This is a genomic window from Burkholderia sp. LS-044, from assembly GCF_004803625.1.
GTDB lineage: Bacteria > Pseudomonadota > Gammaproteobacteria > Burkholderiales > Burkholderiaceae > Burkholderia > Burkholderia cepacia.
The window spans coordinates 329,024-350,514 of sequence record NZ_SSWO01000005.1; the positions used below are offsets into that span (position 1 = coordinate 329,024).

The 21,491-nt window shown below is 67.6% G+C and carries 19 protein-coding genes; 11 read left to right on the plus strand and 8 right to left on the minus strand.

The features are described from left to right. Positions 1-228 precede the first annotated feature (228 nt). Together hpnH and ispH are read right to left on the minus strand one after the other, a co-directional pair. Positions 229-1,389 carry an adenosyl-hopene transferase HpnH gene (gene hpnH / locus E9536_RS15780; protein WP_021158681.1) on the minus strand — a complete coding sequence of 387 codons (1,161 nt, stop codon included), beginning with the start codon at positions 1,387-1,389 and terminating at the stop codon, positions 229-231. 12 nt (positions 1,390-1,401) lie between these two features. Further along, entirely contained in the window at positions 1,402-2,343 is a 942-nt protein-coding gene (gene ispH, locus E9536_RS15785; protein WP_027790309.1) for a 4-hydroxy-3-methylbut-2-enyl diphosphate reductase, read from the minus strand. Between the two features lie 402 nt (positions 2,344-2,745). On the opposite strand from ispH, the gene E9536_RS15795 reads away from it, so the two are divergent. Beyond that, positions 2,746-3,933 carry a glycosyltransferase gene (locus tag E9536_RS15795; RefSeq protein ID WP_059693094.1) on the plus strand — a complete coding sequence of 396 codons (1,188 nt, stop codon included), beginning with the start codon at positions 2,746-2,748 and terminating at the stop codon, positions 3,931-3,933. A gap of 102 nt (positions 3,934-4,035) precedes the next feature. Here the strand turns inward: E9536_RS15795 and E9536_RS15800 are convergent, their stop codons facing one another. Next, complete coding sequence (locus E9536_RS15800; RefSeq protein ID WP_136470142.1) at positions 4,036-5,490, minus strand: phage tail protein; 1,455 nt, start codon at positions 5,488-5,490, stop codon at positions 4,036-4,038. Between the two features lie 108 nt (positions 5,491-5,598). Next, positions 5,599-6,606, minus strand: a complete 1,008-nt coding sequence (gene hpnA / locus E9536_RS15805) for a hopanoid-associated sugar epimerase (protein WP_011353724.1) — start codon at positions 6,604-6,606, stop codon at positions 5,599-5,601. 164 nt (positions 6,607-6,770) lie between these two features. On the opposite strand from hpnA, the gene E9536_RS15815 reads away from it, so the two are divergent. The 3 genes from E9536_RS15815 to E9536_RS15825 all read left to right on the plus strand — a co-directional run bounded on the left by E9536_RS15815 (position 6,771) and on the right by E9536_RS15825 (position 9,512). Then, positions 6,771-7,067, plus strand: a complete 297-nt coding sequence (locus tag E9536_RS15815; protein ID WP_006480292.1) for an acylphosphatase — start codon at positions 6,771-6,773, stop codon at positions 7,065-7,067. 16 nt (positions 7,068-7,083) lie between these two features. After that, the gene (gene rarD / locus E9536_RS15820) at positions 7,084-7,983 is read left to right on the plus strand and encodes an EamA family transporter RarD (RefSeq protein ID WP_119338551.1); all 900 of its coding nucleotides are present in this window, start codon (positions 7,084-7,086) and stop codon (positions 7,981-7,983) included. A 407-nt stretch (positions 7,984-8,390) separates the two neighbouring features. Next, positions 8,391-9,512, plus strand: a complete 1,122-nt coding sequence (locus tag E9536_RS15825; protein WP_027790313.1) for an OpgC domain-containing protein — start codon at positions 8,391-8,393, stop codon at positions 9,510-9,512. Positions 9,513-9,546: 34 nt separating this feature from the next. On the opposite strand, the gene E9536_RS15830 is transcribed toward E9536_RS15825, so the two are convergent. Further along, on the minus strand, positions 9,547-9,753 hold the full coding sequence (locus E9536_RS15830) for a hypothetical protein (RefSeq protein ID WP_027790314.1): 207 nt from the start codon (positions 9,751-9,753) through the stop codon (positions 9,547-9,549). 117 nt (positions 9,754-9,870) lie between these two features. Continuing rightward, complete coding sequence (locus tag E9536_RS15835) at positions 9,871-11,391, minus strand: oligopeptide:H+ symporter (protein ID WP_027790315.1); 1,521 nt, start codon at positions 11,389-11,391, stop codon at positions 9,871-9,873. Positions 11,392-11,890: 499 nt separating this feature from the next. Between E9536_RS15835 and E9536_RS15845 the strand changes: the two genes are divergently transcribed. The 7 genes from E9536_RS15845 to E9536_RS15875 all read left to right on the plus strand — a co-directional run bounded on the left by E9536_RS15845 (position 11,891) and on the right by E9536_RS15875 (position 19,764). Further along, positions 11,891-12,472 carry a cupin domain-containing protein gene (locus tag E9536_RS15845; protein WP_021162455.1) on the plus strand — a complete coding sequence of 194 codons (582 nt, stop codon included), beginning with the start codon at positions 11,891-11,893 and terminating at the stop codon, positions 12,470-12,472. A gap of 179 nt (positions 12,473-12,651) precedes the next feature. Further along, complete coding sequence (locus E9536_RS15850) at positions 12,652-14,262, plus strand: peptide ABC transporter substrate-binding protein (RefSeq protein WP_060083840.1); 1,611 nt, start codon at positions 12,652-12,654, stop codon at positions 14,260-14,262. A gap of 11 nt (positions 14,263-14,273) precedes the next feature. Continuing rightward, the gene (locus E9536_RS15855; protein WP_027790317.1) at positions 14,274-15,212 is read left to right on the plus strand and encodes an ABC transporter permease subunit; all 939 of its coding nucleotides are present in this window, start codon (positions 14,274-14,276) and stop codon (positions 15,210-15,212) included. Positions 15,213-15,225: 13 nt separating this feature from the next. Further along, positions 15,226-16,128 carry an ABC transporter permease subunit gene (locus tag E9536_RS15860; RefSeq protein ID WP_027790318.1) on the plus strand — a complete coding sequence of 301 codons (903 nt, stop codon included), beginning with the start codon at positions 15,226-15,228 and terminating at the stop codon, positions 16,126-16,128. A gap of 1 nt (position 16,129) precedes the next feature. After that, on the plus strand, positions 16,130-17,122 hold the full coding sequence (locus E9536_RS15865) for an ABC transporter ATP-binding protein (RefSeq protein ID WP_021162450.1): 993 nt from the start codon (positions 16,130-16,132) through the stop codon (positions 17,120-17,122). Next, the gene (locus E9536_RS15870; RefSeq protein WP_021162449.1) at positions 17,119-18,138 is read left to right on the plus strand and encodes an oligopeptide/dipeptide ABC transporter ATP-binding protein; all 1,020 of its coding nucleotides are present in this window, start codon (positions 17,119-17,121) and stop codon (positions 18,136-18,138) included. Before E9536_RS15865 ends, E9536_RS15870 begins: the two co-directional genes overlap by 4 nt. A gap of 165 nt (positions 18,139-18,303) precedes the next feature. Further along, positions 18,304-19,764, plus strand: a complete 1,461-nt coding sequence (locus E9536_RS15875) for an OprD family porin (protein WP_021162448.1) — start codon at positions 18,304-18,306, stop codon at positions 19,762-19,764. Positions 19,765-19,816: 52 nt separating this feature from the next. Here the strand turns inward: E9536_RS15875 and E9536_RS15880 are convergent, their stop codons facing one another. Together E9536_RS15880 and E9536_RS15885 are read right to left on the minus strand one after the other, a co-directional pair. Continuing rightward, entirely contained in the window at positions 19,817-20,809 is a 993-nt protein-coding gene (locus E9536_RS15880; protein WP_027790320.1) for a DedA family protein/thiosulfate sulfurtransferase GlpE, read from the minus strand. Positions 20,810-20,960: 151 nt separating this feature from the next. Next, positions 20,961-21,230, minus strand: coding sequence for a hypothetical protein (locus E9536_RS15885; RefSeq protein ID WP_011353737.1), 270 nt, complete (start codon positions 21,228-21,230; stop codon positions 20,961-20,963). Positions 21,231-21,491: the final 261 nt, after the last annotated feature.

Genomic DNA, 21,491 nt, shown 5'->3' on the forward strand with positions numbered 1-21,491 from the left:
GGAGTCTGGAGGAGACAGGGCCGGCCGCACCGGCACGGCCGCCGTCAATCGCCGAAGCAGCGATTGCACGGCTGTCGCGGCCAGTCGTGGCCTGTCGTGGCCATACGGTGACGGCGGAACGCGACTCGACACCTCGGCCCAAAACAAAAGCGCCACGGAGCAGGCTCCGTGGCGCTTCTTTTTTTCCCGCCGGCGCGGAGGGCAAGCCCCCCGCGTGGCGAAACGCGCTTAGGCGGCGGCTGCCGGCTTCGCCGGCTTCTGCAGCTTGCCCTTGCCGGCGCGCTGGATTTCCTCGAGCTTGATCTCGACGTGGCGCGAGAACACGTACTCGGCCGGACGCTGCTTGTCGATCGGAATGTCCGGTGCGAACGGGCCGTCGGTCTTGATGCCCTTGCGGCTCACGGCGAACGCCTTCAGCGGATGCGCCATCGTGTCCATCACGGCGGTCGCCTCGAAGCCGCAGTGGACCATGCAGTCCGCGCACTTCTCGTAGTTGCCGACGCCGTAGTTGTCCCAGTTCGTGTCTTCCATCAGTTCCTTGAAGGTCTTCACGTAACCTTCGCCGACCAGGTAGCACGGCTTCTGCCAGCCGAACACCGTACGCGCCGGGTTGCCCCACGGCGTGCACTTGTACGTCTGGTTGCCGGCCAGGAAGTCGAGGAACAGCGACGACTGGCTGAACGACCAGCGCTTGCCGCCTTCGCCGCGCTTCAGGATCTCGCGGAACAGGTTCTTCGTCTTGTCGCGGTTCAGGAAGTGCTGCTGATCCGGTGCGCGCTCATACGCGTAGCCCGGCGACACGGTGATGCCGTCGACGCCGATCGGCTTGAGCGTATCGAAGAACTTCGCGACGCGCTCGGGGATCGCATCGTTGAACAGCGTGCAGTTGATGTTCACGCGGAAGCCGCGGCGCTTCGCTTCCTTGATCGCCGCGACCGCCTTGTCGTACACGCCTTCCTGCGACACCGAGTGGTCGTGCATCTGCGCGTCGCCGTCGAGGTGGACCGACCAGACGAAGTACGGGCTCGGCTGGTAGTCGTCCATCTTCTTTTCCATCAGCAGCGCGTTCGTGCAGAGGTAGACGAACTTCTTGCGCTTCATGATGCCGCGGACGATTTCCGGCATTTCCTTGTGCAGCAGCGGCTCGCCGCCGGCGATCGACACGATGGGTGCGCCGCACTCGTCGACCGCTTCCAGGCATTCCTGGACGGACAGGCGCTGGTTCAGGATGGGATCCGGGTAATCGATCTTGCCGCAGCCGTTGCAAGCGAGGTTGCAGCGGAACAGCGGCTCGAGCATCAGCGCGAGCGGATAGCGTTTGTTGCCGGACAGGTGTTGGCGCGTGATGTACGCGCCGACGCGGACTTGCTGGAGCAGCGGAATAGACAAGAGATGTCCTCCTTAAACTTCGCGGGCGACAGCTTGCGTGAGCTTCGCCGGCAACTTGAATTCGACTTTTTCTTCACGGCCCGCCATCGTCGTGACGTCGACGGGGCCCAGCGCGCGCAACGCGCCGATTACATCTTCGACCATTTCCTCGGGCGCGGACGCCCCGGCGGTCAGGCCGACGGTCGTCGCATTCGCGAACCATTCGGCCTTGACTTCCGAACCGTCGGCGACGAGATAGCTCGGCACACCGCTTTCGGTGCCGATCTCGCGCAGGCGGTTCGAGTTCGAGCTGTTCGTCGCACCGACCACGAGCAGTACGTCGACCTGTTCGCTCAGTTCGCGCACGGCAGCCTGGCGATTCTGCGTGGCATAGCAGATGTCGCGCGTGTCCGGGCCGACGATGTCGGTGAACCGGCGCTGCAGCGCTTCGATGATGCCGCGCGTATCGTCGACCGACAGCGTGGTCTGCGTGATGTACGCGACCGGCGTGTCGACGGGCAGCGTCAGCGTATCGACTTCCGCTTCGCTTTGCACGAGGATCACCTCGGCCGGAATCTGGCCGATCGTACCCTCGACTTCCGGGTGGCCCGCATGGCCGATCAGGATCAGCCGGCGGCCCGCCGCGACGTACTGGCGGCCTTGCACGTGCACTTTCGTGACGAGCGGGCAGGTGGCGTCGAGCACGTCGAGCCCGCGCGTTTCCGCATCGCGCTCGACCGTCTGGGCGACACCGTGCGCGCTGAAGATCGCGACAGCGCCGTGGGGCACCTCGTCGAGCTCCTCAACGAATCGCGCCCCTTTATTACGCAGGTTTTCGACGACATGCCGGTTATGCACGATCTCATGACGCACATAGACCGGCGCACCGTGCTGTTGCAGCGCGCGATCGACGATCTCGATCGCACGGACAACTCCCGCACAAAAGCCGCGGGGCTGGGCAAGGATGACTCGCATAAGTGAGCGAACTCCGACGACAGACGCCGGGGTTCGAGGAGCTGGCACTCGCTCGCTCGCCCCGGCTTGATGTTATGAAGGCAGGAACGAACCGGCCGGCCAGGCCCCGGAACCCCGAATTAATCGCGCATTTTAACTCTATCGGGCCGTCCTTGCTTTGGTGCTGTGTCTGCCGTGTTGCATTTGCGGGAGAGCCGCGTCGGCGCTGGCGCGTGCGGAACCCAGTAAACTATGCGGTTTCGCGGGCAGCCGCTCCGGCTGCCCGGCGCCGCGCTCATTCCAAGGCCATTCGATGACCGTCGATTCTTACGCGTATTACCCGGCCGCCCGTGCCGTTTCGGGCGTTTTGTTCCTGACCCCCATTGATTTTGCCGAACCCGGCGCCCGGCAGGAGGCGCGCCGATGATGCTGGTTCTCGCTTTCCTGGTGTCCGGGCTGTCGCTGATCATCTGGATCGTGCTGCTCGTCGCGCGCGGCGGTTTCTGGCGCGCGGTGCCCGCGCGGCCGCTGCCGCCTGAAGCGCGCGGCGCCGCGGCCGAGGCCGGCTGGCCGGCCGTCGTCGCGGTCGTGCCGGCGCGCAACGAGGCCGACGTGATCGCCCGGGCGGCGACTTCGCTGCTCGAGCAGGATTATCCGGGCGAATTTCATCTGATCATTGTCGACGACCACAGCGACGACGGCACCGCCGACGCGGCCCGCGCGGCCGCGCTCGCCATCAACCGCGCCGACCGGCTGACGGTGCTGGCCGCGAAGCCGCTGCCGGCCGGCTGGTCGGGCAAGGTGTGGGCGCAGTCGCAGGGGATCGCCGCGGTGCAGGCGCTCGGCCTGCCGGCCGACTACCTGCTGCTGACGGACGCCGACATTGGTCATCCGCCGGACGCCGTCGCACAGCTCGTCACGCGCGCGCAGGCCGAGAACCGCGATCTCGTGTCGCTGATGGTGCGGCTGCGCTGCGATTCGTTCTGGGAAAAGGCGCTGATCCCGGCGTTCGTGTTCTTCTTCGCGAAGCTCTACCCGTTCTCGTGGATCAACAACCCGCGCAACCGGACGGCCGGTGCCGCGGGCGGTTGCATGCTGGTGAAGCGCACGGCGCTCGAGGAAGCGGGCGGCATCGAGTCGATCCGCGGCGCGCTGATCGACGACTGCAGCCTGGCCGCGCAGATCAAGCACCGCGGCAGCGGCCGCCACCCGATCCGGCTCGACCTGGCCGACCGCAGCGTGTCGCTGCGCCCGTACGACAGCTGGCGCGACATCTGGAACATGATCGCGCGCACGGCGTTCACGCAGCTGCACTACTCGCCGCTGCTGCTGGCCGGCACGCTGCTCGGGATGACGATCATCTATCTCGTGCCGCCCGCCGCGGCGCTCGCGTACGGCGCGCGCGCGTGGCCGGCGTGGCTCGCGTGGGCGTCGATGTGCGCCGCGTATGCGCCGATGCTGCGCTACTACCGGCGCTCGCCGCTGTGGGCGCCCGCGCTGCCGCTCGTCGCGCTGTTCTACGTCGGCGCGACGTTCGCGTCCGCGTGGCGCTACTGGCGCGGCAAGGGCGGCCAGTGGAAGGCGCGCGTGCAGGCGCCGGTGGAGCGCTGAGCGGCTGCCGGGAGGCGTGCCTCCCGGCAGCCGGAAAGCAAACAGCCCGATCGTGGAAACGGTCGGGCTGTTTCGTTTTCGGCGGGGGCTGCCTGCCGGTGCCTAGCGCTGGGTCAGCATCATGTACATCTGGATCACGACGTCCGGCGAGAACGTGAACGGCACCCAGCCGTAGCCCGTGTGACGGGCGACCAGCAGGCGATCGCCGTTCGACTGCTTCTGCACGGCCATCATCGGGTTCTTCGTCGTCACGAAGCGCCAGCCGGCCGGGATGCCGGGCGGCGGCTCCGGCTGCATCGACGCGCGCGCATGCGCGAGTTCCTCGATCAACTGGCCCAGTTGCTCCGGATGCAGCGTGATCGATTCGCCGTTGATGGTCAGCGTGAGTTCGTTCTGCGTCGGACGCGACACGTGCAGCGTCGATTTGTCGGACGGCGCCGGCGTGTTGGCGGCGTCGGCTTCGACTTCACCTTCAACCGGCGTGTCGGCTTGCGCCGTCGCGACGATTGCCGTCCCGGTGTCGGCCGTTGCCTCCGCCGCTTCGGCCACGGCCGGCTCGGGCGCGTTCACGGCCGGTTCCGCCGCCGGCGTGTCGGCCGGCGCGGGTTCGACGACTTCCGCCGCAACGGCCGTGGCGGCCACCGCGCTCGTCGCGGCTTCCTTGACGACGGCCTCGACCAGCGCCTCGGCGTCGGCGATGGCCTTCGCGTGGTGCTGCGCAGCCGCTTCGGCTTGTGCGATCGCTTCGGTATGGCGTTGCGTGACGGCCTCGGCCTGCGCGGCGGCATCGGCGTGGCGTTGCGCGGCCGCCTCGGTCTGCGCGATCGCTTCGGTATGGCGTTGCGTGACGGCTTCGGCCTCGGCGGTGGCGTCGGCGTGACGCTGCGCGGCGGCCTGCGCTTCCGCGATCGCCTGCGCGTGCTGCTGCGCGAGCGCTTCGGCTTCGGCGATCGCGGCCGTGTGGCGCTGGGCCGCGGCTTCGGCTTCCGCGATGGCGGCCGCGTGGCGCTGCGTGGCCGCTTCGGCTTCGGCGGTCGCTTCCGCGTGACGCTTCGCGGCGGCCTCGGCTTCGACGGTCGCGGCCGCATGGCGCTGGGCGGCCGCTTCGGCTTCGGTGGCTGCGGCGTGATGACGCTGCGCGGCGGCCTCGGCTTCGGCGATCGCGGCCGCGTGGCGCTGCGACGCCGCTTCGGCATCCGCGTGACGCTGCGCGAGTGCTTCGGTCAGCGCGGTGGCTTCCGCATGGCGTTGCACGGCGGCTTCGGCTTGCGCGGTGGCATCGGTATGACGCTGGGCGGCGGCTTCGGCGGCGGCGGTCGCGCTGGCGTGGCGCTGCTGCGCGGCCTCGGCTTCGGCGGCGGCGGCCGTGTGGCGTTGCGCGGCGGCCTGCGCTTCGGTTTCCGCGGCGGCGTGACGCTCTGCCGCGGCCCGGGCTTCCGCTGCTGCGGCGCGCGCGAAGGCTTCCGCGCTGCGGGCCGCCTGCTGCGCGGCGTGGTGATCGTGGAGGAGCTGATCGACGCCCACGGTGAGCGAAGCGATCTGATCGTTCAGGTTCATGCGTGTCTTCTCTGCGTAAGACCCGCGATTTTAACCGCTGCGCCGGTGCCGGGCCGTGCGCGACGTGTAACAAAGTGCGCAAAGCGGCGTGAAGTACGCCGCTTTGTGTTACTTCAGGTAGCCTGCGGAGCCGAACCAGTCGAGCGCATCGCGCAGCCCTTCGCGGTACGGGCGCGCACGGTAGCCGAGCTCGCGCTCGGCCTTCGCGGACGTGAAATACATCTTGTTCTTCGACATCCGCAGCCCGTCCACGGTGACGAACGGCTCCTTCTTCGTGAACTTCGCGACCGCTTCCGCGCCGACTGCGAGCGGATAGAGCGGCCAGCGCGGCAGCGCGATCGTCGGCGCCTTGCGGCCCGTCATCTGCGCGATGTCGGCGAGCATCTGCTGCAGCGGCAGGTTCTCGCCGCCGAGGATGTAGCGCTCGCCGATCCGGCCGCGCTCGAGCGCGAGGAAGTGGCCGTGCGCGACGTCGTCGACGTGCACGAGGTTCAGCCCCGTGTCGACGAACGCCGGAATCTTGCCGAGCGCGGCCTCGACGATGATGCGGCCGGTCGGCGTCGGCTTCACGTCGCGCGGGCCGATCGGCGTCGACGGATTGACGATCACGGCCGGCAGCCCTTCGTCGGCGATCATCCGTTCGACCGCGCGTTCCGCGAGCACCTTGCTGCGCTTGTAGACGCCGATCGCCTGCTCCGCCGTGAGCGGCCGGTTTTCGTCGGACGGATCGCCGGCACTCGTCACCTTCAGCGTCGCGACGCTGCTCGTGTAGACGATCCGCTCGACGCCTTCCGCGCGTGCCGCGCGCATCGTCGCGACCGCCCCCTCGAGGTTCGCGCGCTCGATTTCGTCGGGATCGGGTGCCCACAGCCGGTAGTCGGCCGCGACATGCAGCAGGTAGCGCACGCCGCGCAGCGCGGCGCGCATCGACGCCTCGTCGCGCATGTCGCCGGTGACGATCTCGGCGTCGAGATCCGCCACGTTCGTGCGCGGGCTGGTCGGGCGCACGAGCACGCGCACCGCATAGCCTTTCTGCTGCGCGATGCGCGCGACGGCCGAGCCGACGAAACCGGACGCGCCGGTGACGAGAACGAGATCGCGGGAGGTATCAGTCATGCGTTTCCTTCAGGGCCGCGCGCGGGCGGCGCGGCGGTTGAGCGTCGGCGAGATTGTACGTGGTCGGCGCGCGCGGCGACGCAAGGCCGCGTCGGGTGCGGGCATGTACGAAGCGGCCGACGCGACTACAATGCCGGGCTTGAACGCAACGGGAGGACGACGCGATGAGCCGCAATGAACTGGACGAACGGATCGAGACCTACTACGTACGGGTGCGCGGCGTCGTGCAGGGCGTCGGCTTCCGGCATGCGACGGTGCGCGAGGCGCATGCGCTGAAGCTGCGCGGCTGGGTCGCGAATCTCGAGGACGGCACCGTCGAAGCGATGATCCAGGGCCCCGGCGCGCAGATCGACCGGATGCTCGCGTGGCTGCGTCACGGGCCGCCGGCCGCGCGCGTGACCGAGGTGACGTTCGAGGAACGCCGGACCGAGAAGCGCTTCGAGCGCTTCCAGCAGCAGTAAGCGGCACGGAACGATCATGACGGGGTATCCGGAGGCCGGGCGCGGCCTCATGCTGTCGGTGGCGGCATCGACGCTGTTCGCGCTGATGTCCGCCTACGCGAAACTGCTCGCGCCGCTCACGGGGCTCGACATCTTCGCGTGGCGCGTGTTGTGGACCGCACCGGGCGCGCTCGCGCTGATCGCGCTGCGCGGCCGCTGGCCGGCGCTCGTCGACCTCCTTCGGCGCAGCGTGCGCGACTGGCGCCTGCTGATCGCGGTGCCCGTGAGCGCCGCGCTGCTCGGATTGCAGTTGTGGCTGTTCCTGTGGGCGCCGCTGCACGGGCGCATGCTCGAAGTGTCGCTCGGCTATTTCCTGTTGCCGCTGACGATGGTGCTCGTCGGCCGCTTCTACTATCACGAACGGCTCGATCCGCTGCAATGGACGGCGGTCGCGTGCGCCGCGCTCGGCGTCGCGCACGAAGTGTGGGCGACGCGCGCGTTCGCGTGGCCGACGCTCGTCGTCGCGCTCGGTTATCCGCCGTATTTCGTGCTGCGCCGGCGGATCAACGCCGATTCGCTCGCCGCGTTCGCGGTCGAGATCGTGCTGCTGTGCCCGGTCGCGTTCGCGATGGTCGCGACGAGCGCGACGCGCGTGGCCGGCCATCCCGTGCTGTGGGCCGCGCTGCTGCCGGGGCTCGGCGTGCTGAGCACGCTCGCGCTCGCGAGCTACCTGAAGGCCAGCCGGATGCTGCCGATGGCCCTGTTCGGGATTCTCGGCTACGTCGAGCCCGTGCTGCTCGTCGCGGTGTCGCTGTTGCTGCTCGGCGAAACGCTGAGCGTCGCGAAGCTCGCGACGTACGGGCCGATCTGGGTCGCCGTTGCGCTGACCGCGTGGCACAGCGCCATGCTGATGCGGCGCCTGCCCGCGCGCGGATAGGCACGCGGATAGGCGTCGATCGCGACGCGGCGGCGGCGCGGAACGTGGCGCATATCGCATCGGCATCGCCATCGCCCGGCGGTCAAACCCGTCGATGCTGACCGCAAACTGGCGTCGCGCTGGCGTGAATCTGGCGACGCCGCCTGCTTCGCATTACAAGGCTCGCGCGTGTAATCGAACAGAAGATTCGGTTGCACTTTGTTACTTAGGGTCTCTCCTGATCGGCTACTAGACTGGCCTCACCGACTTCCCTTCGTATGCAGCCTTTCAATGAACGGTCCTCTCCGTGCCTGGCCGGCCGGGTTGGCGCGATGCGGGCATACGCGTATCGCGGCTGATCCCGCGCGCCTTCTTCTTCCCGATCCATTCCCCGGTGCGTGCCGCACCGCCGTCGTGCGGGTGCGCTCATGTCGTTGAGCGTGCCGCCCGCCACCGCTCGGCCGCCGCGCGGCGGCCGCCTGATCGAAGTCGATTTCTTCCGCGGCATCGTGCTGTTGATGATCGTCGTCGATCACATCGGCGCGAGCGTGCTGTCGCGCGTCACGCTGCACGCGTTCGCGCTGTGCGACGCGGCCGAGGTCTTCGTTTTTCTCGGCGGTTTCGCGACCGCGAGCGCCTATGGCGCGATCGCCGAACGGCACGGCGCGCGCGCCGCGCAACGGCGGTTCGTGCGCCGCGCGATGCAGATCTACCGCGCGTTTCTCGCGACCTCGACGCTGATGCTCGTCGTGTCGGCCGTGCTCGACCATTACGGGATCGATGCGCCGAACCTCGCGCTCGACGACGTCAGCGTGATGCTCGCCTCGCCGCTCACGGGCCTGGCCGAACTGCTGACGTTCCAGCGCCAGCCCTATCTCGCGTCGGTGCTGCCGATGTACGTGCTGTTCGCGCTCGCGTCGCCGGTGCTCGTGCCGTTCGCGCGCCGGCATCCGTGGCTGCTCGTCGCGCTCGGCGTCGCGTCGTGGATCGCGGCGGGCTGGCTCGGCCCCGAGCTGCTGGACACCGACGGATTCCGCTGGAGTTTCAATCCGTTCGCGTGGCAACTGATGTTCGTCGCCGGCGTGCTCGCGCGCTGCCAGCCGTTCTACCGGCGCATCGCGCTCGGCCGCTGGGGGGCCGCGGCGACCGGGCTGGCCTGCGCGGTCGTGCTCGGCTGCGCGAGCTACAAGCTGTTCTCGGGGCTGCCGCTGCCGGAAGGCGTGTTCAAGCGCGATCTCGCGCTGCCGCGCGTCGTGAGCTTCGCGGCCATCGCGTGGCTGATGGCCGATTGCGTGCGCTTCGGCTGGATCGCGCGGATCGCGCAGGGCGTGCGGCCGGTCGTGGCCGTGGGCCAGCGCGGGCTGATCTGCTTCGTCGCGGGCGCGGCGATCTCGCTCGTCATCGATTCGCTCCTGCATCCGGTCGTGGGCAGTGCCGACCTGCGGCACGTCGGCGTGGGCCTCGTGGCCGACGCGTGCGCGCTCGGGCTGATGATGGCCGTGGCCGGTTCGGGAACGTGGATCGCGCGGTGGCGCGGTGCGGCCGCGTGAGCGGCGCGGGCGGCACGGAACGTGCGGCGCGGCGTCAGTGAGGTGAGCCGATACGGGAGCGGGGAACGGCGGTGGGGTCGTCGGATTCGGCGTCGTCGCGCTCGTCGGGCGCCGGATCGTCGCGTTCCGCGAGTACCGCGTCGGCTTCGGCTGCTGCCCGGGCGGCGCGCAGTGCAGTGCATCGCTGCGCGTACCGGATGTCCGAGAGGATCCGGAGGAGCCTCGTGGTCTTGCTTTTCATGGTCTTCTCCCGCCAGCGCGCATCGCGGCGGATGCACTGCTTTGCAACCAGTGTAGGACGCAATCGCGCAACCGGCGGGAGAATGTGGCGTGCAGGCCGCACGCCGAGGGATAGTCCTTACTGGGCCGTGGCGGCACCCTGCGCCTGCAGCGATTCCTCGCGGCGCTCTTCCGCACAACGTTGGTGCTGGCGCGACAGGCGGTTCATCAGCGGCAGCAGCAGCAGCGCGAGCAGCATGCCGATCGCGGCGAGCCAGCCGAGCTTCTCGAACAGCGACAGGTAGAGCGGCAGCGATTCGGTGGCCGGCAGTTCGTGCGACGGCATCTGCGCGAAGTTCGCGACGACGCTGCCCAGATACTGCGACACGCCCGTCGCGACGAAGTACGCACCCATCATGAAGCCGCTCATGCGCGCCGGCACGTAGCGGGCGATCATCGCGAGGCCGAGGCCGCTCACCAGCAGTTCGCCGAGCGAGTAGAGGCCGTAGCCCCACACCATGAACCACGACGACACGCGGCCGTCCACCGCAAAGCGGCCGCTGATCGTGAACACCAGGTAGCCCGCGGCCACTGCGCCGAAGCCGAGCGCGTACTTCGCGGCGACCGGCAGGTCACGGCCGCCCTTCGCGACGGCGTTGTAGACCCACACGAGCACCGGGCTGAGCAGCATGATCCAGATCGGGTTCAGCGCCTGGAACTGCGCGGCGCTCCACGTGAACAGCGTCGTGCCGAACAGCATGAAGCGCGGATCGACGTTGCGCAGCGCGAACAGCGTCAGCGACGTCGACATCTGCACGTAGAAGATGAAGAACAGGATCACCTGGCCGATCAGCACGAGCGCCGCGATCAGGCCGGCGCGCTCCGAGCGCTCCGATTTCGCGATCATGTACGCGAAGATCGCGAGGATCGCGAACGCGGCCGTCCACACGCTGGCGACGGCGAGCTGCTTGTGCTGCAGCACGTACAGCGTGACCAGCGCGAGCCCGACACCGCCCAGGGCGACCGCGCCGAGGCGCTTCCAGCGGATCGGCTGGTCGTCGGGCAGCGAGCCGACGTGTGCGAGCGTGCGATGCATCAGCATGAAGTTGAGGATCGCGAGCAGCATGCCGCCGCAGCAGACCGCGAACGCGGTGTGCCAGCCCCAGTGATCCTTGATCCACGGCGTCGCGAGCATCGACACCGTCGAGCCGATGTTGACCGCCATGTAGTAGATCGTGAACGCGCTGTCGATGCGCGCGTCGTCGCCTTCATAGATGCGGCGCACGAGGTTCGCCGCGTTGGCCTTGAACAGGCCGTTGCCGACGACGATCACGCCGAGCGACGCGTACATGTACGTCAGCTGGTCGTTCGGTACCGACAGCATCAGGTAGCCGGCGCAGAGCACGGACGCGCCGATGATCATCGTGCGGCGGGCGCCGAGCACCTTGTCGCCGATCCAGCCGCCGATCGACGGCGCGGCATAGACGAGTGCGGTAAACGCACCCCAGGTCAGGTTCGCATGGCTGTCGGTGAAACCGAGCCGGTCGACCATGAAGAGGACCAGGAGCGCGGCCATGCCGTAGTAGCCGAAACGCTCCCACATTTCGATGAGGAAGACCGTCGTGAACGATCGGGTTTGTGAAACAGGTGGTTGCATCATCAATCTCGTTTGAAACGGACGGCACGGATCGCGCGTCGTCTTGGGGTCGAACTGGCGCCGATGCACAATGGGCCGGGTAAGCTTTGCGCTGGCGATGGAACAGTCGGGCGGTTAGCCCGGGCCGGGGCCTGACTCCGCCTGGTGTGGCGGGGAGGGGCCCCGACCGGCGCGCGCATGGTAACGGCAGCCGGTCCGGTGCGTCTGGTATCCGCCACTTAGGGAAACTCCTAATGTGGCAGTAGCTTTCAGGAACATTCGTCTCATCATTTACTTGTAAGCTTTCATGCCGGCTCTCCGAATATTCCCGGAGAGCCGCTTGCAGCTTGCCTGTGAAGCCGGCGAGTCTGGCAAGATAGCGCGTCGTTTCGCTCGCTTCGTGTCCCGTTTAGTGCACCGGGCTCAACACCGAAGACGGGTGCGAACCCGAAGACTAAGCTATATCGTTCTAACTTAGTTATTTTCCATCAAACATTTTTTGACGATCACTTTTCGGCCTGCTATGGTTCCCCCCACTGAAAACTCGCGGTCCGCAGACGCTGCCGCCGCTCTGGGCAGCAAGATTCGCGCGTTGCGCCAACGACTCAAGCGCACGCTCGACGACACCGCTACCGCCGCGGGGATTTCGAAGCCGTTTCTGTCTCAAGTCGAACGCGGGCTCGCGTCGCCGTCGCTGACATCGTTGGCCGGTATCGCGCACGCGCTCGGTGTGACGGTGCAGTACTTCGTGGATACGCCGAGCGAGGAACGCTCGGTCTGCCGAGGCGAGCAGCTGCGCTTCTTCGGGTTTGCCGATTCGGCGAACCTGTTCGCGAGGCTGACGAACGTGTCCGAAGGGCGCCAGCTGGAGGCGATCCTCGTGAGGATGCCGCCGGGGCAGAAGCGGTCTGAGGTGACGACACATGCAGGAGAGGAGTTCCTGTATGTGATTGAAGGGGAAGTGTCGCTGACGCTGGAAGGCAAGACGTTCGTCCTGCAGGCCGGTGACAGTTCGCACTATCAGTCGACGGTCCCGCACAGCTGGGTCAACACCGCGAAGATCGAGTCGGTGGTGGTCTGGGTCGGTACGCCGAGGCTGTTCTAACGCACAGGTATTCCTTCGTTTCGAAGACGGAATACCTGTCGAAAGAAACGTAAGGAATACTAAAATGCAATACGAGAATCACGGGCCTCCTCAATCGCTGCGCCCGTCAGCGTCTCACGCGTAAGCCGCGGCATCCGCCGCGCGACGCTCACCGAACAACCCTTCTCAAGACTGCCACGATGAAATCCTTGCATGCCATGTCGGCCGTGCTGGCCGCGCTCGCCCTGACGCCTGTCGCCCACGCCGTTTCCGTTCCGTCGAACGTCGCGCTCGCTCCTCAACAGGACCTGACGCGCCAGGTGCCCGCCGAAGTCGAGTCGCTCGACCCGGCGCACATCGAATCGTGGACCGGCAACACGATCGGCCTCGACCTGTTCGAAGGGCTGGCGCGCATCGACGCAGCCGGCCAGGTCGTGCCGGGTGTCGCGCTGTCGTGGGAACGCAAGACGCCGACGACGTGGATCTTCAAGCTTCGCCGCGACGCGAAGTGGAGCAACGGCCAGCCGGTGACGGCCGCCGATTTCGTCTATGCATGGCAGCGCCTCGTCGATCCGAAGACGGGCTCGAAGTACACGATCCTCGTCGAGTTCGTGAAGAACTCGAAGGACATCATCGCGGGCAAGGCCGCGCCGTCGACGCTCGGCGTGCGCGCCGTCGACCCGTACACGCTGGAAGTGACGACCGACGTGCCGGTCGCGTTCTTCCCCGAGCTGACCGCGATGGTGCCGCTCGCACCGGTGAACAAGGACACGGTGACGAAGCTCGGCGACGCATGGACGCGCCCGGGCAACATCGTCAGCAACGGCGCCTACCAGCTCGTCGACTGGCAGCCGAACAACCGCATCGTGATCTCGAAGGATGCGAAATACTGGAATGCGCCGAAGGTCGTGATCAACAAGGTCACGTACCTGCCGATCGAGAGCGACGAGACGGCGATGCGCATGTACCAGGCCGGCCAGATCGACTACAGCTACTCGATCCCGTCGGGGATCTTCCAGCAGGTCAGCAAGCAGTTCGGCGGCGAACTGCGCCAGGGCCTGCAGCTCGCGACGTACTACTACTACCTGAACAACAGCGATCCGGCACTGAAGGACAAGCGCGTGCGCCAGGCACTATCGATGGTGCTCGATCGCGACGTGCTGACCCAGAAGCTCACGCAGGCCGGCGAGAAGCCGATGTACGGCCTGATGCCGAACGGCACGAAGGGCGTGCAGCCGTTCACGCCGGACTGGGCGTCGTGGCCGATGGCCAAGCGTGTCTCGACCGCGAAGGACCTGCTGAAGCAGGCCGGCTATTCGGACGCGAAGCCGCTGTCGTTCACGCTGACCTACAACACCAACGACCTGCACAAGAAGGTCGCGCTGTTCGCGGCGTCCGAATGGCGTACCAAGCTCGGCATCAACACGAAGCTCGAGAACGTCGAGTTCAAGGTGCTGATGAAGCAGCGCCATGACGGCAAGGTGCAGATCGCGCGCGACGGCTGGTTCGCCGACTACAATGACGCGATGACGTTCTTCGACCTGCTGCGTTGCGGCAGCGCGCAGAACACCGTCGGCTACTGCAACAAGCAGGTAGATGCACTCGTCGACGAAGGCAACCAGAAGCTCGACGACAAGGCGCGTGCCGCGCTGCTCACGCAGGCACACGATCTCGCACTGAACGACACGCCGATGGTGCCGCTGTTCCAGTACTCGGCCGACCGTCTCGTGAAGCCGTACGTCGGTGGCTACTCGCTGAAGAACGTGATCGACATGCGTGCGTCGCAGGACATGTACGTGATCAAGCACTGAGCGGAGCGATCATGCTGGCCTACGCATTGAGGCGTACGTTGTGGGCGGTGCCGACGATCCTCGCGGTCGTCACCGTCTGCTACCTGCTGCTGCACCTGACGCCCGGTGGCCCGTTCGATACGGAAAAGCAGCTGTCCGCGGCGACGCTCGCGAACCTGAACGCGAAGTATCACCTCGACCAGCCGCTGTGGAAGCAGTACCTGATGTACCTGAACGCGCTGCTGCACGGCGATCTCGGTCCGTCGTTCCGTTACGTCGACTGGTCCGTGAACGACCTGGTGCGCAAGGCGCTGCCGGTGAGCCTCGGCGTGGGCGGCCTGTCGATCCCGATCTCGATCGGGCTCGGCGTGCTGCTCGGCACCGTCGCGGCCGTGCGCCGCGACAGCTTCATCGACCGCATCGTGATGCTGATCGGCAACATCGGCAACGTCGTGCCGCCGTTCGTGCTCGGCCCCGTGCTCGTGTGGATCTTCGCGATCCTGCTGAAGACGTCGGCCGGTAACGGCTGGCTGCCGGCGGGCGGCTGGGGCGACGGCGGCTGGCAGTACCGGCTGCTGCCGATCGTGCTGCTGACCTTCATCAACATGTCGCTGCTCGCGCGCGTGATGCGCGGCTCGATGATCGAGACGCTGTCGAGCAACTACATCCGCACCGCGCGCGCGAAGGGCCTGCCGGGCTCGACGATCGTGCTGCGCCACGCGCTGAAGCCCGCGCTGATGCCGGTCGTGTCGCTGGTCGGCACGGTCTGCATCTCGTCGATCACCGCGGCCGTCGTCACCGAATCGGTGTTCGCGCTGCCGGGCCTCGGCCAGCTCGTCGTGAACGGTGCGATCAACCGCGACTACACGCTCGTGCTCGGCCTCGTCGTGCTGACCACCGTCTGCGCCGTGCTGTTCAACCTGCTGGTCGACCTCGCGTACGCGTGGCTCGATCCGCGCATCCGTTATTGAGCGAGGCACTGCGATGACTCCGACTACTCCCGTCGTCGGCCTGCCCGTGCAGACCGACACGCCGCCGCGTTCGCGCTCGCCGCTCGCGCTTGCCATGGCGCGCTTCCTTCACAACCGTGCGGCCGTGTTCAGCCTCGTGCTGCTCGCGCTGATCACGATCGCGTGTTTCGTCGGCCCGTGGCTGCTGACCGCCGACCCGGCCGCGAGCGACTGGGGCGCGATCAGCCTGCCGCCGACCTGGGCCAACCAGCACTGGTTCGGTACCGACGAGCTCGGCCGCGACCTGCTCGTGCGCACGCTGATCGGCGGACGCGTGTCGATCGAGGTCGGCTTGCTCGGCACGCTCGTGTCGGGCCTGTTCGGCGTCGCGTGGGGCGCGACCGCGGGCTTCGCGGGCGGCCGCACCGATGCCGTGATGATGCGCGTCGTCGACATGATGTACGCGATCCCGTACCTGCTGATCGCGATCCTGATGATGACCCTGTTCGGCCGCTCGTTCATGCTGGTCGTGCTGACCATCAGCGCGTTCTCGTGGATCGACATGGCGCGTGTCGTGCGCGGCCAGACGCTGTCGCTGCGCAGCCGCGAGTTCGTCGATGCGGCGCGCGCGATCGGCGTGTCGCCGGCCACGATCGTGCGGCGCCACGTGGTGCCGAACCTGCTCGGCGTGGTCGTCGTGTACGCGACGGTCTCGGTGCCGGGCATCGTGCTGACCGAATCGGTGCTGTCGTTCCTCGGCCTCGGCGTGCAGGAACCGATGACGAGCTGGGGCGTGCTGATCCAGGACGGCGCGCAGAAACTGGAATCGATGCCGTGGCTGCTGCTGGCCCCGGCCGTCATGCTGTGCGTGACGCTCTACTGCGTGAACTTCGTCGGCGATGGCCTGCGTGACGCGCTCGACCCGAAGGATCGCTGAAATGGGTGCACTGCTGGAAGTAGACAACCTCGGCGTGCGCTTCACGCGCAAGGACGCGCCGCCGGTCGACGCCGTGAGCGGCGTGTCGTTTTCGCTCGAAGCCGGCAAGACGCTCGGCATCGTCGGCGAATCGGGCTCGGGCAAGAGCCAGACCGTGATGGCGCTGCTCGGCCTGCTGGCCGGCAACGGCACGACGACGGGCGCCGCGCGCTATCGCGGCGACAACCTGCTCGAGATGGATGCACGCGCGCTGAACAAGGTGCGCGGCGACCGGATCGCGATGATTTTCCAGGACCCGATGACGTCGCTCAATCCGTTCCTGACGATCGAGCGGCAGATGACCGAGACGCTGCAGCTGCATCGCAAGCTGTCGCGCAGGGAGGCCACGAAGCGCGCGATCGAGGCGCTCGAATCGGTGCGTATCCCGGACGCGGCGCGCCGCATCCGCATGTATCCGCACGAGTTCTCGGGCGGGATGCGCCAGCGCGTGATGATCGCGATGGCGCTGCTGTCCGAGCCGGAGATCCTGATCGCCGACGAGCCGACCACCGCGCTCGACGTGACCGTGCAGGCGCAGATCATCGACCTGCTGCGCGAGCTGAACCGCGAGCGCGGCACGGCGATCGTGCTGATCACGCACGACATGGGCGTGGTCGCGGGCCTCGCGGACGACGTGATGGTCATGTATGCGGGCCGCACCGTCGAATACGCGCCGGCCGAATCGATTTTCGCGGCGCCGTCGCATCCGTACACGATCGGCCTGCTCAACGCGCTGCCGCGCCTGACCGACGCGGACGATGCGCCGCTCGTCGCGATTCCCGGCAATCCGCCGATGCCCGGCACCGCGCCGGCCGGCTGCGCGTTCGCGAAGCGCTGCACGTACGCGGAAGAACGCTGCGGCGCGGCGCGCCCCGCGCTCGAAACCTATGGCGCCGTGGGCGCGGTGCGCGCCTGCCACCGCCCCGTGGCCGATATGACGGGAGGTCTGCGATGAGCGTCGATGAACGCCGCAATACCGGCGCGACGGACGACACGCTGCTGTCCGTCGATGGGCTGAAAGTGCATTTCCGCGTGCCGCTCGGCGGCTATCCGTGGTCGCCGAAGGGCACGCTGCGCGCCGTCGACGGCGTGTCGTTCGACGTGAAGCGCGGCGAGACCGTCGGGCTCGTCGGCGAATCGGGCTGCGGGAAGTCGACGCTCGCGCGTGCGCTGATCGGGCTCGTGCCGATGACGGCCGGCGCCGTGAAATGGCGCGGCGAAGCCGTGGCGCCCGATCACCTGCGCGGCACCGCGATGCGGCGCGAAGTGCAGATGATCTTCCAGGACCCGCTCGCGTCGCTCGATCCGCGCATGACGATCGAACAGGTCGTCGCGGAGCCGCTCGTCACGCACCAGGCCGGCCTCGGCCGCACCGAGGTGCGCCGCCGCGTGGTCACGATGCTCGAACGCGTCGGCCTGAACGCGCATCACCTGCTGCGCTATCCGCATGAATTTTCCGGCGGGCAGTGCCAGCGCGTCGGCATCGCGCGCGCGCTGATCAGCGAGCCGAAGCTCGTGATCTGCGACGAACCCGTATCGGCGCTCGACGTGTCGATCCAGGCGCAGATCGTGAACCTGCTGCGCGATCTTCAACGCGAACTGTCGTTGTCCTATCTGTTCGTTGCACACGATCTCGCCGTGGTGAAGGCGATCAGCCAGCGTGTGCTCGTGATGTATCTCGGCCGCGTGATGGAGTTCGGCACGCGGCATGACGTGTACGGCGTCCCTCAACACCCGTACACGAAGGCGCTGCTCGATGCGGCGCCGACGCCGGAGCCGGCGCGCGAGCGTGCTCGCCGCCCGATGCTGCTGGCGGGCGAGATGCCCTCGCCGCTCAACCCGCCGTCCGGCTGTGCGTTCCGCACGCGCTGCCCGGTCGCGATCGATGCGTGCGCGCAGGACGTGCCGCTGCCGGAAGTTCGGCAGGGGTCGGCAGCGCGTGTCGCGTGCATCCGCGCGGGTGTGGCGTGAGCTGAAGTGACGCAGCAAACATAACCAAGGCAGGTCAACAGGGGTAGGTGCGGCGCGAACGATCTTCGCGCCGCGGGTACAGGCGCGTCCTTAACCGGGCGCGCCGGGGGGCCGGGAGCGGATCGCAGCCGGCGTGGACGATATCAACACAAGACGAGAATTACGATGAAGAAACAGAAGACGATCGGGACGGCATCGAAAATGCTGCTCGCATGGGGGCTGCCGGCACTCGCCGGTGTCTCGCTGACGGGCGTCGCGCACGCCGACGACGCGGCCCCCGCACCGCTGACGGTCGCCCAGGCCGCACCGGGCACGACCGTTGCGCAGGCAACGACCCCGAACGCCATTGTCAACGCCGAAGCGACCCAGGCCGTCACGCCGCCCGACGAGCCGTCGGCCCAGTCGCAGTCGAAGGGTTTCATTGCCGACAGCCACCTCAACTTCCTGTTCCGCAACTATGCGGACGTGCTCGACGCCAAGGGCGGCCCGCATCGCCACGCGTGGGTCCAGGGCGCGATGGCGAACTTCGAGTCGGGCTATACGACGGGCCTGATCGGTATCGGCTTCGATGCGTCGCTGTATGCGGCGCTGAAGCTCGACGGCGGCCAGGGCGCCGGCAGCATGGTGCACATCGCGAAGGGCGGCGGTGGCGGCAACCAGCTCGCATGGGCCTACCCCGGCATCTACGACGTGAAGGCGCGCATCTCGAACACGGTGGTCAAGTACGGTCTGCAGGCCGTCGACAACCCGTTCATGGAGCAGCACGACAACCGTGCGCTGCCGCCGACGTTCCTCGGCGCGACACTCGTCAGCAATGAATTCAAGAACGTGATGCTCGAGGCCGGCAGCTTCACGAAGACCGACGCGCGCGGTCACACGACGCTCACCAACCTGACGACGCAATACGGCGGCACGCGCATCAATCGCCTGTCGTACGTCGGCGGCACGTGGGATTACTCGCCGAACGGCGAAATCGCGCTGTACGCGAACCAGGCCGACGACGTGTGGCACCAGTACTACGCGTCGGTGAAGCACAGCATCGGCAGCCCGCAGACGATCAAGTGGACGGGCTTCGGCAACGTCTACTCGACGCACGACACGGGCGATGCGCTGCAAGGCAAGATCAACAACAACGCGTACAGCCTGTCGCTGGCCGCGCAGCACGGCCCGCACGAGCTGCTGCTCGGCTTCCAGCAGGTGCTCGGCGACCAGTTCTTCGACTACCTGAACGAAACGAACGGCATCTTCCTGACCAACTCGATGGACGTCGACTACAACGCGCCGCACGAAAAGTCGCTGCAGCTGCGTTACACGTTCTACGGCAAGGAAGCGGGCCTGCCGGGCTTCAAGGCGATGGTCTGGGGCGTGACGGGCTGGGGCGCGGACGGCAGCGCGAGCGCGGCGCTCGACCCGAGCAAGTCGAGCATCTACTGGAGCAACGGCGCGCCGGTGCAGGGCCGTCACCACGAGTTCGGCTTCATCCCGTCGTACACGTTCCAGAGCGGCAAGCTGAAGGACACGAAGGTCACGTTCATCGCGATGTGGCACGCCGGTTCGGCGCACTACTCGGACGCGACGAACACCGAGTACCGCCTGGTCGTGAACCTGCCGCTGCACGCGTTCTGATCGAAGGGGGCATGCGCCCCCGCGTCGCACGGCCGGCTTTCGATCGAAACGATCAGGCCGGCTTGTGCAGTCCCGCGACCGGATCGTTCGCGGCCGGCATGTCTTCCACGAGCGACGTGAGCTGGCGGCCCGTATCGCGCCAGGCGTCGAGGCCGCCGCGCAGCGCGAGCGCATCGGTGAAGCCGGCGTCGAGCAGGCGCTTCGCCATCAGGGCCGCCGTCACTTCGTTCGGGCACGAGCAGTACACGACGAACTTCTGCGAGAGCGGATAGCGCGCGACGATGTCGCCGATCTGGCGATCGTCGGCGAATTGCGCACCGGGAATCGTGAACGGGTCGAGCTTGCGGTGCTCGGGCGAGCGCACGTCGAGCACGACGGGCGCGGTGGTGTCGCGCAGCAGCTGGTCGAGTTCGTCGACGCTGATCCGCGCATTGGCCAGCTGGCGGATCAGCGCGCGGCGGCGCATCCAGCGGATGGCCGCATACACCGCGAGCAGCGCGACGATCACCAGCAGCACCGCGCGGCCGAGGCGGCTCGCGCCGGCGAACAGCCAGTCGATCTGCCGGTAGAACACCAGCCCGGCCACCAGGCCGACGATCGTCCACAGTGCGGCGCCGAGGGCATCGTAGCCGGCGAACGTGCGGTAGCGCGTGCCGAGCGCACCGGCCATCGGCACCGATACCAGCGACAACCCGGGAATGAAGCGCGCGACCGCGAGCACGCGCACGCCGTAGCGGCCGAAGAAGCGTTCGGTCTTTCTCACGCAGGTATCGCGCGACAGCGACAGCCGGCAGATCGTCTTCAGCGTCGTGCCGCCGTAACGGCGCCCGGCGACGTACCACACGGTGTCGCCGATCAATGCGCCGAGCACCGACAGCGCCACCACCGTCACCAGTTGCGAGCCGATCATCTCGGGATGCATCGCGGACATCGCGCCGAACAGCACGAGCGTCGGCATCGCGGGCACCGGCAGGCCGATGGCCGCCGCGAGCACGTTGGCGAAGACGAGAAGCGGCCCGTATTGGGCGACGAGGTCACGGAGCATGACGGCTGGCCGAAAAGGACATGCGTGGGCAGGAAACGCAGATGGGCCGATTATCGGCCTTTTTCAAGACAACGGCGGGAATGACGGAAAGCGCCTGACGGCGGCAGGGGTGCGGTGAGCCGGCGCGCTGCGAGCGGCTCACCGTTCGAAATCAGGAGGAGGTGCGGGCGAGCGACGCGGCGCCGTGGTTTTCGCCGGGCAGCTCGGCGCCGTGCGAGCGGATCGCCGCGATCAGTTCGGCCGGCGTGATCTCGTAGCGGACTTCGCGATGGATGCCGGGCTTGCGTTCGTCGATCTCGATCAGCAGCACGCTTTTGCCGTCGCCGGTTGCCTCGAGCCGGAGCGAGCGCAGTTCGCGGCCGTCGGCCGGGTCGTGTTCGGTGAGCAGGGTCATTGCCCCGGATGAGCCGGTAGTGCGCATCGAACCTATCCTCGTATCGTGGATGCCGTAGTGGCGAAGATGTCTTTGTTGAATACAGCTCGACGCAGTTTAACGCGAACGGGCCGCAAGTCGGAGCATTTTCGCAAGCTGAAATGAGGGCTGAACCATCGATCCTTCTGATGTTTGAGCCGCACGGGGCGGGCGTTTGCGCCGGATCGGGGCCGGCCGCGGCCGGCGCCCGGGCGTCGTTCCCGGCCGGGCCGGCGCGGGCGGCGACACGCGTACAACGTGGCGCAACGC

Excerpts from the sequence above, each read along its gene's own strand:
- E9536_RS15860 (WP_027790318.1), top strand. The coding sequence starts at position 15,226 with ATGACTCCGACTACTCCCGTCGTCGGCCTGCCCGTGCAGACCGACACG.
- E9536_RS15830 (WP_027790314.1), bottom strand. The coding sequence starts at position 9,753 with ATGAAAAGCAAGACCACGAGGCTCCTCCGGATCCTCTCGGACATCCGG.
- hpnA (WP_011353724.1), bottom strand. The coding sequence starts at position 6,606 with ATGACTGATACCTCCCGCGATCTCGTTCTCGTCACCGGCGCGTCCGGT.
- E9536_RS15880 (WP_027790320.1), bottom strand. The coding sequence starts at position 20,809 with ATGCTCCGTGACCTCGTCGCCCAATACGGGCCGCTTCTCGTCTTCGCC.
- E9536_RS15800 (WP_136470142.1), bottom strand. The coding sequence starts at position 5,490 with ATGAACCTGAACGATCAGATCGCTTCGCTCACCGTGGGCGTCGATCAG.
- E9536_RS15885 (WP_011353737.1), bottom strand. The coding sequence starts at position 21,230 with ATGCGCACTACCGGCTCATCCGGGGCAATGACCCTGCTCACCGAACAC.
- ispH (WP_027790309.1), bottom strand. The coding sequence starts at position 2,343 with ATGCGAGTCATCCTTGCCCAGCCCCGCGGCTTTTGTGCGGGAGTTGTC.
- E9536_RS15865 (WP_021162450.1), top strand. The coding sequence starts at position 16,130 with ATGGGTGCACTGCTGGAAGTAGACAACCTCGGCGTGCGCTTCACGCGC.
- E9536_RS15875 (WP_021162448.1), top strand. The coding sequence starts at position 18,304 with ATGAAGAAACAGAAGACGATCGGGACGGCATCGAAAATGCTGCTCGCA.
- E9536_RS15795 (WP_059693094.1), top strand. The coding sequence starts at position 2,746 with ATGATGCTGGTTCTCGCTTTCCTGGTGTCCGGGCTGTCGCTGATCATC.
- rarD (WP_119338551.1), top strand. The coding sequence starts at position 7,084 with ATGACGGGGTATCCGGAGGCCGGGCGCGGCCTCATGCTGTCGGTGGCG.
- E9536_RS15835 (WP_027790315.1), bottom strand. The coding sequence starts at position 11,391 with ATGATGCAACCACCTGTTTCACAAACCCGATCGTTCACGACGGTCTTC.
- E9536_RS15870 (WP_021162449.1), top strand. The coding sequence starts at position 17,119 with ATGAGCGTCGATGAACGCCGCAATACCGGCGCGACGGACGACACGCTG.
- E9536_RS15815 (WP_006480292.1), top strand. The coding sequence starts at position 6,771 with ATGAGCCGCAATGAACTGGACGAACGGATCGAGACCTACTACGTACGG.
- E9536_RS15825 (WP_027790313.1), top strand. The coding sequence starts at position 8,391 with ATGTCGTTGAGCGTGCCGCCCGCCACCGCTCGGCCGCCGCGCGGCGGC.
- E9536_RS15845 (WP_021162455.1), top strand. The coding sequence starts at position 11,891 with ATGGTTCCCCCCACTGAAAACTCGCGGTCCGCAGACGCTGCCGCCGCT.
- E9536_RS15855 (WP_027790317.1), top strand. The coding sequence starts at position 14,274 with ATGCTGGCCTACGCATTGAGGCGTACGTTGTGGGCGGTGCCGACGATC.
- E9536_RS15850 (WP_060083840.1), top strand. The coding sequence starts at position 12,652 with ATGAAATCCTTGCATGCCATGTCGGCCGTGCTGGCCGCGCTCGCCCTG.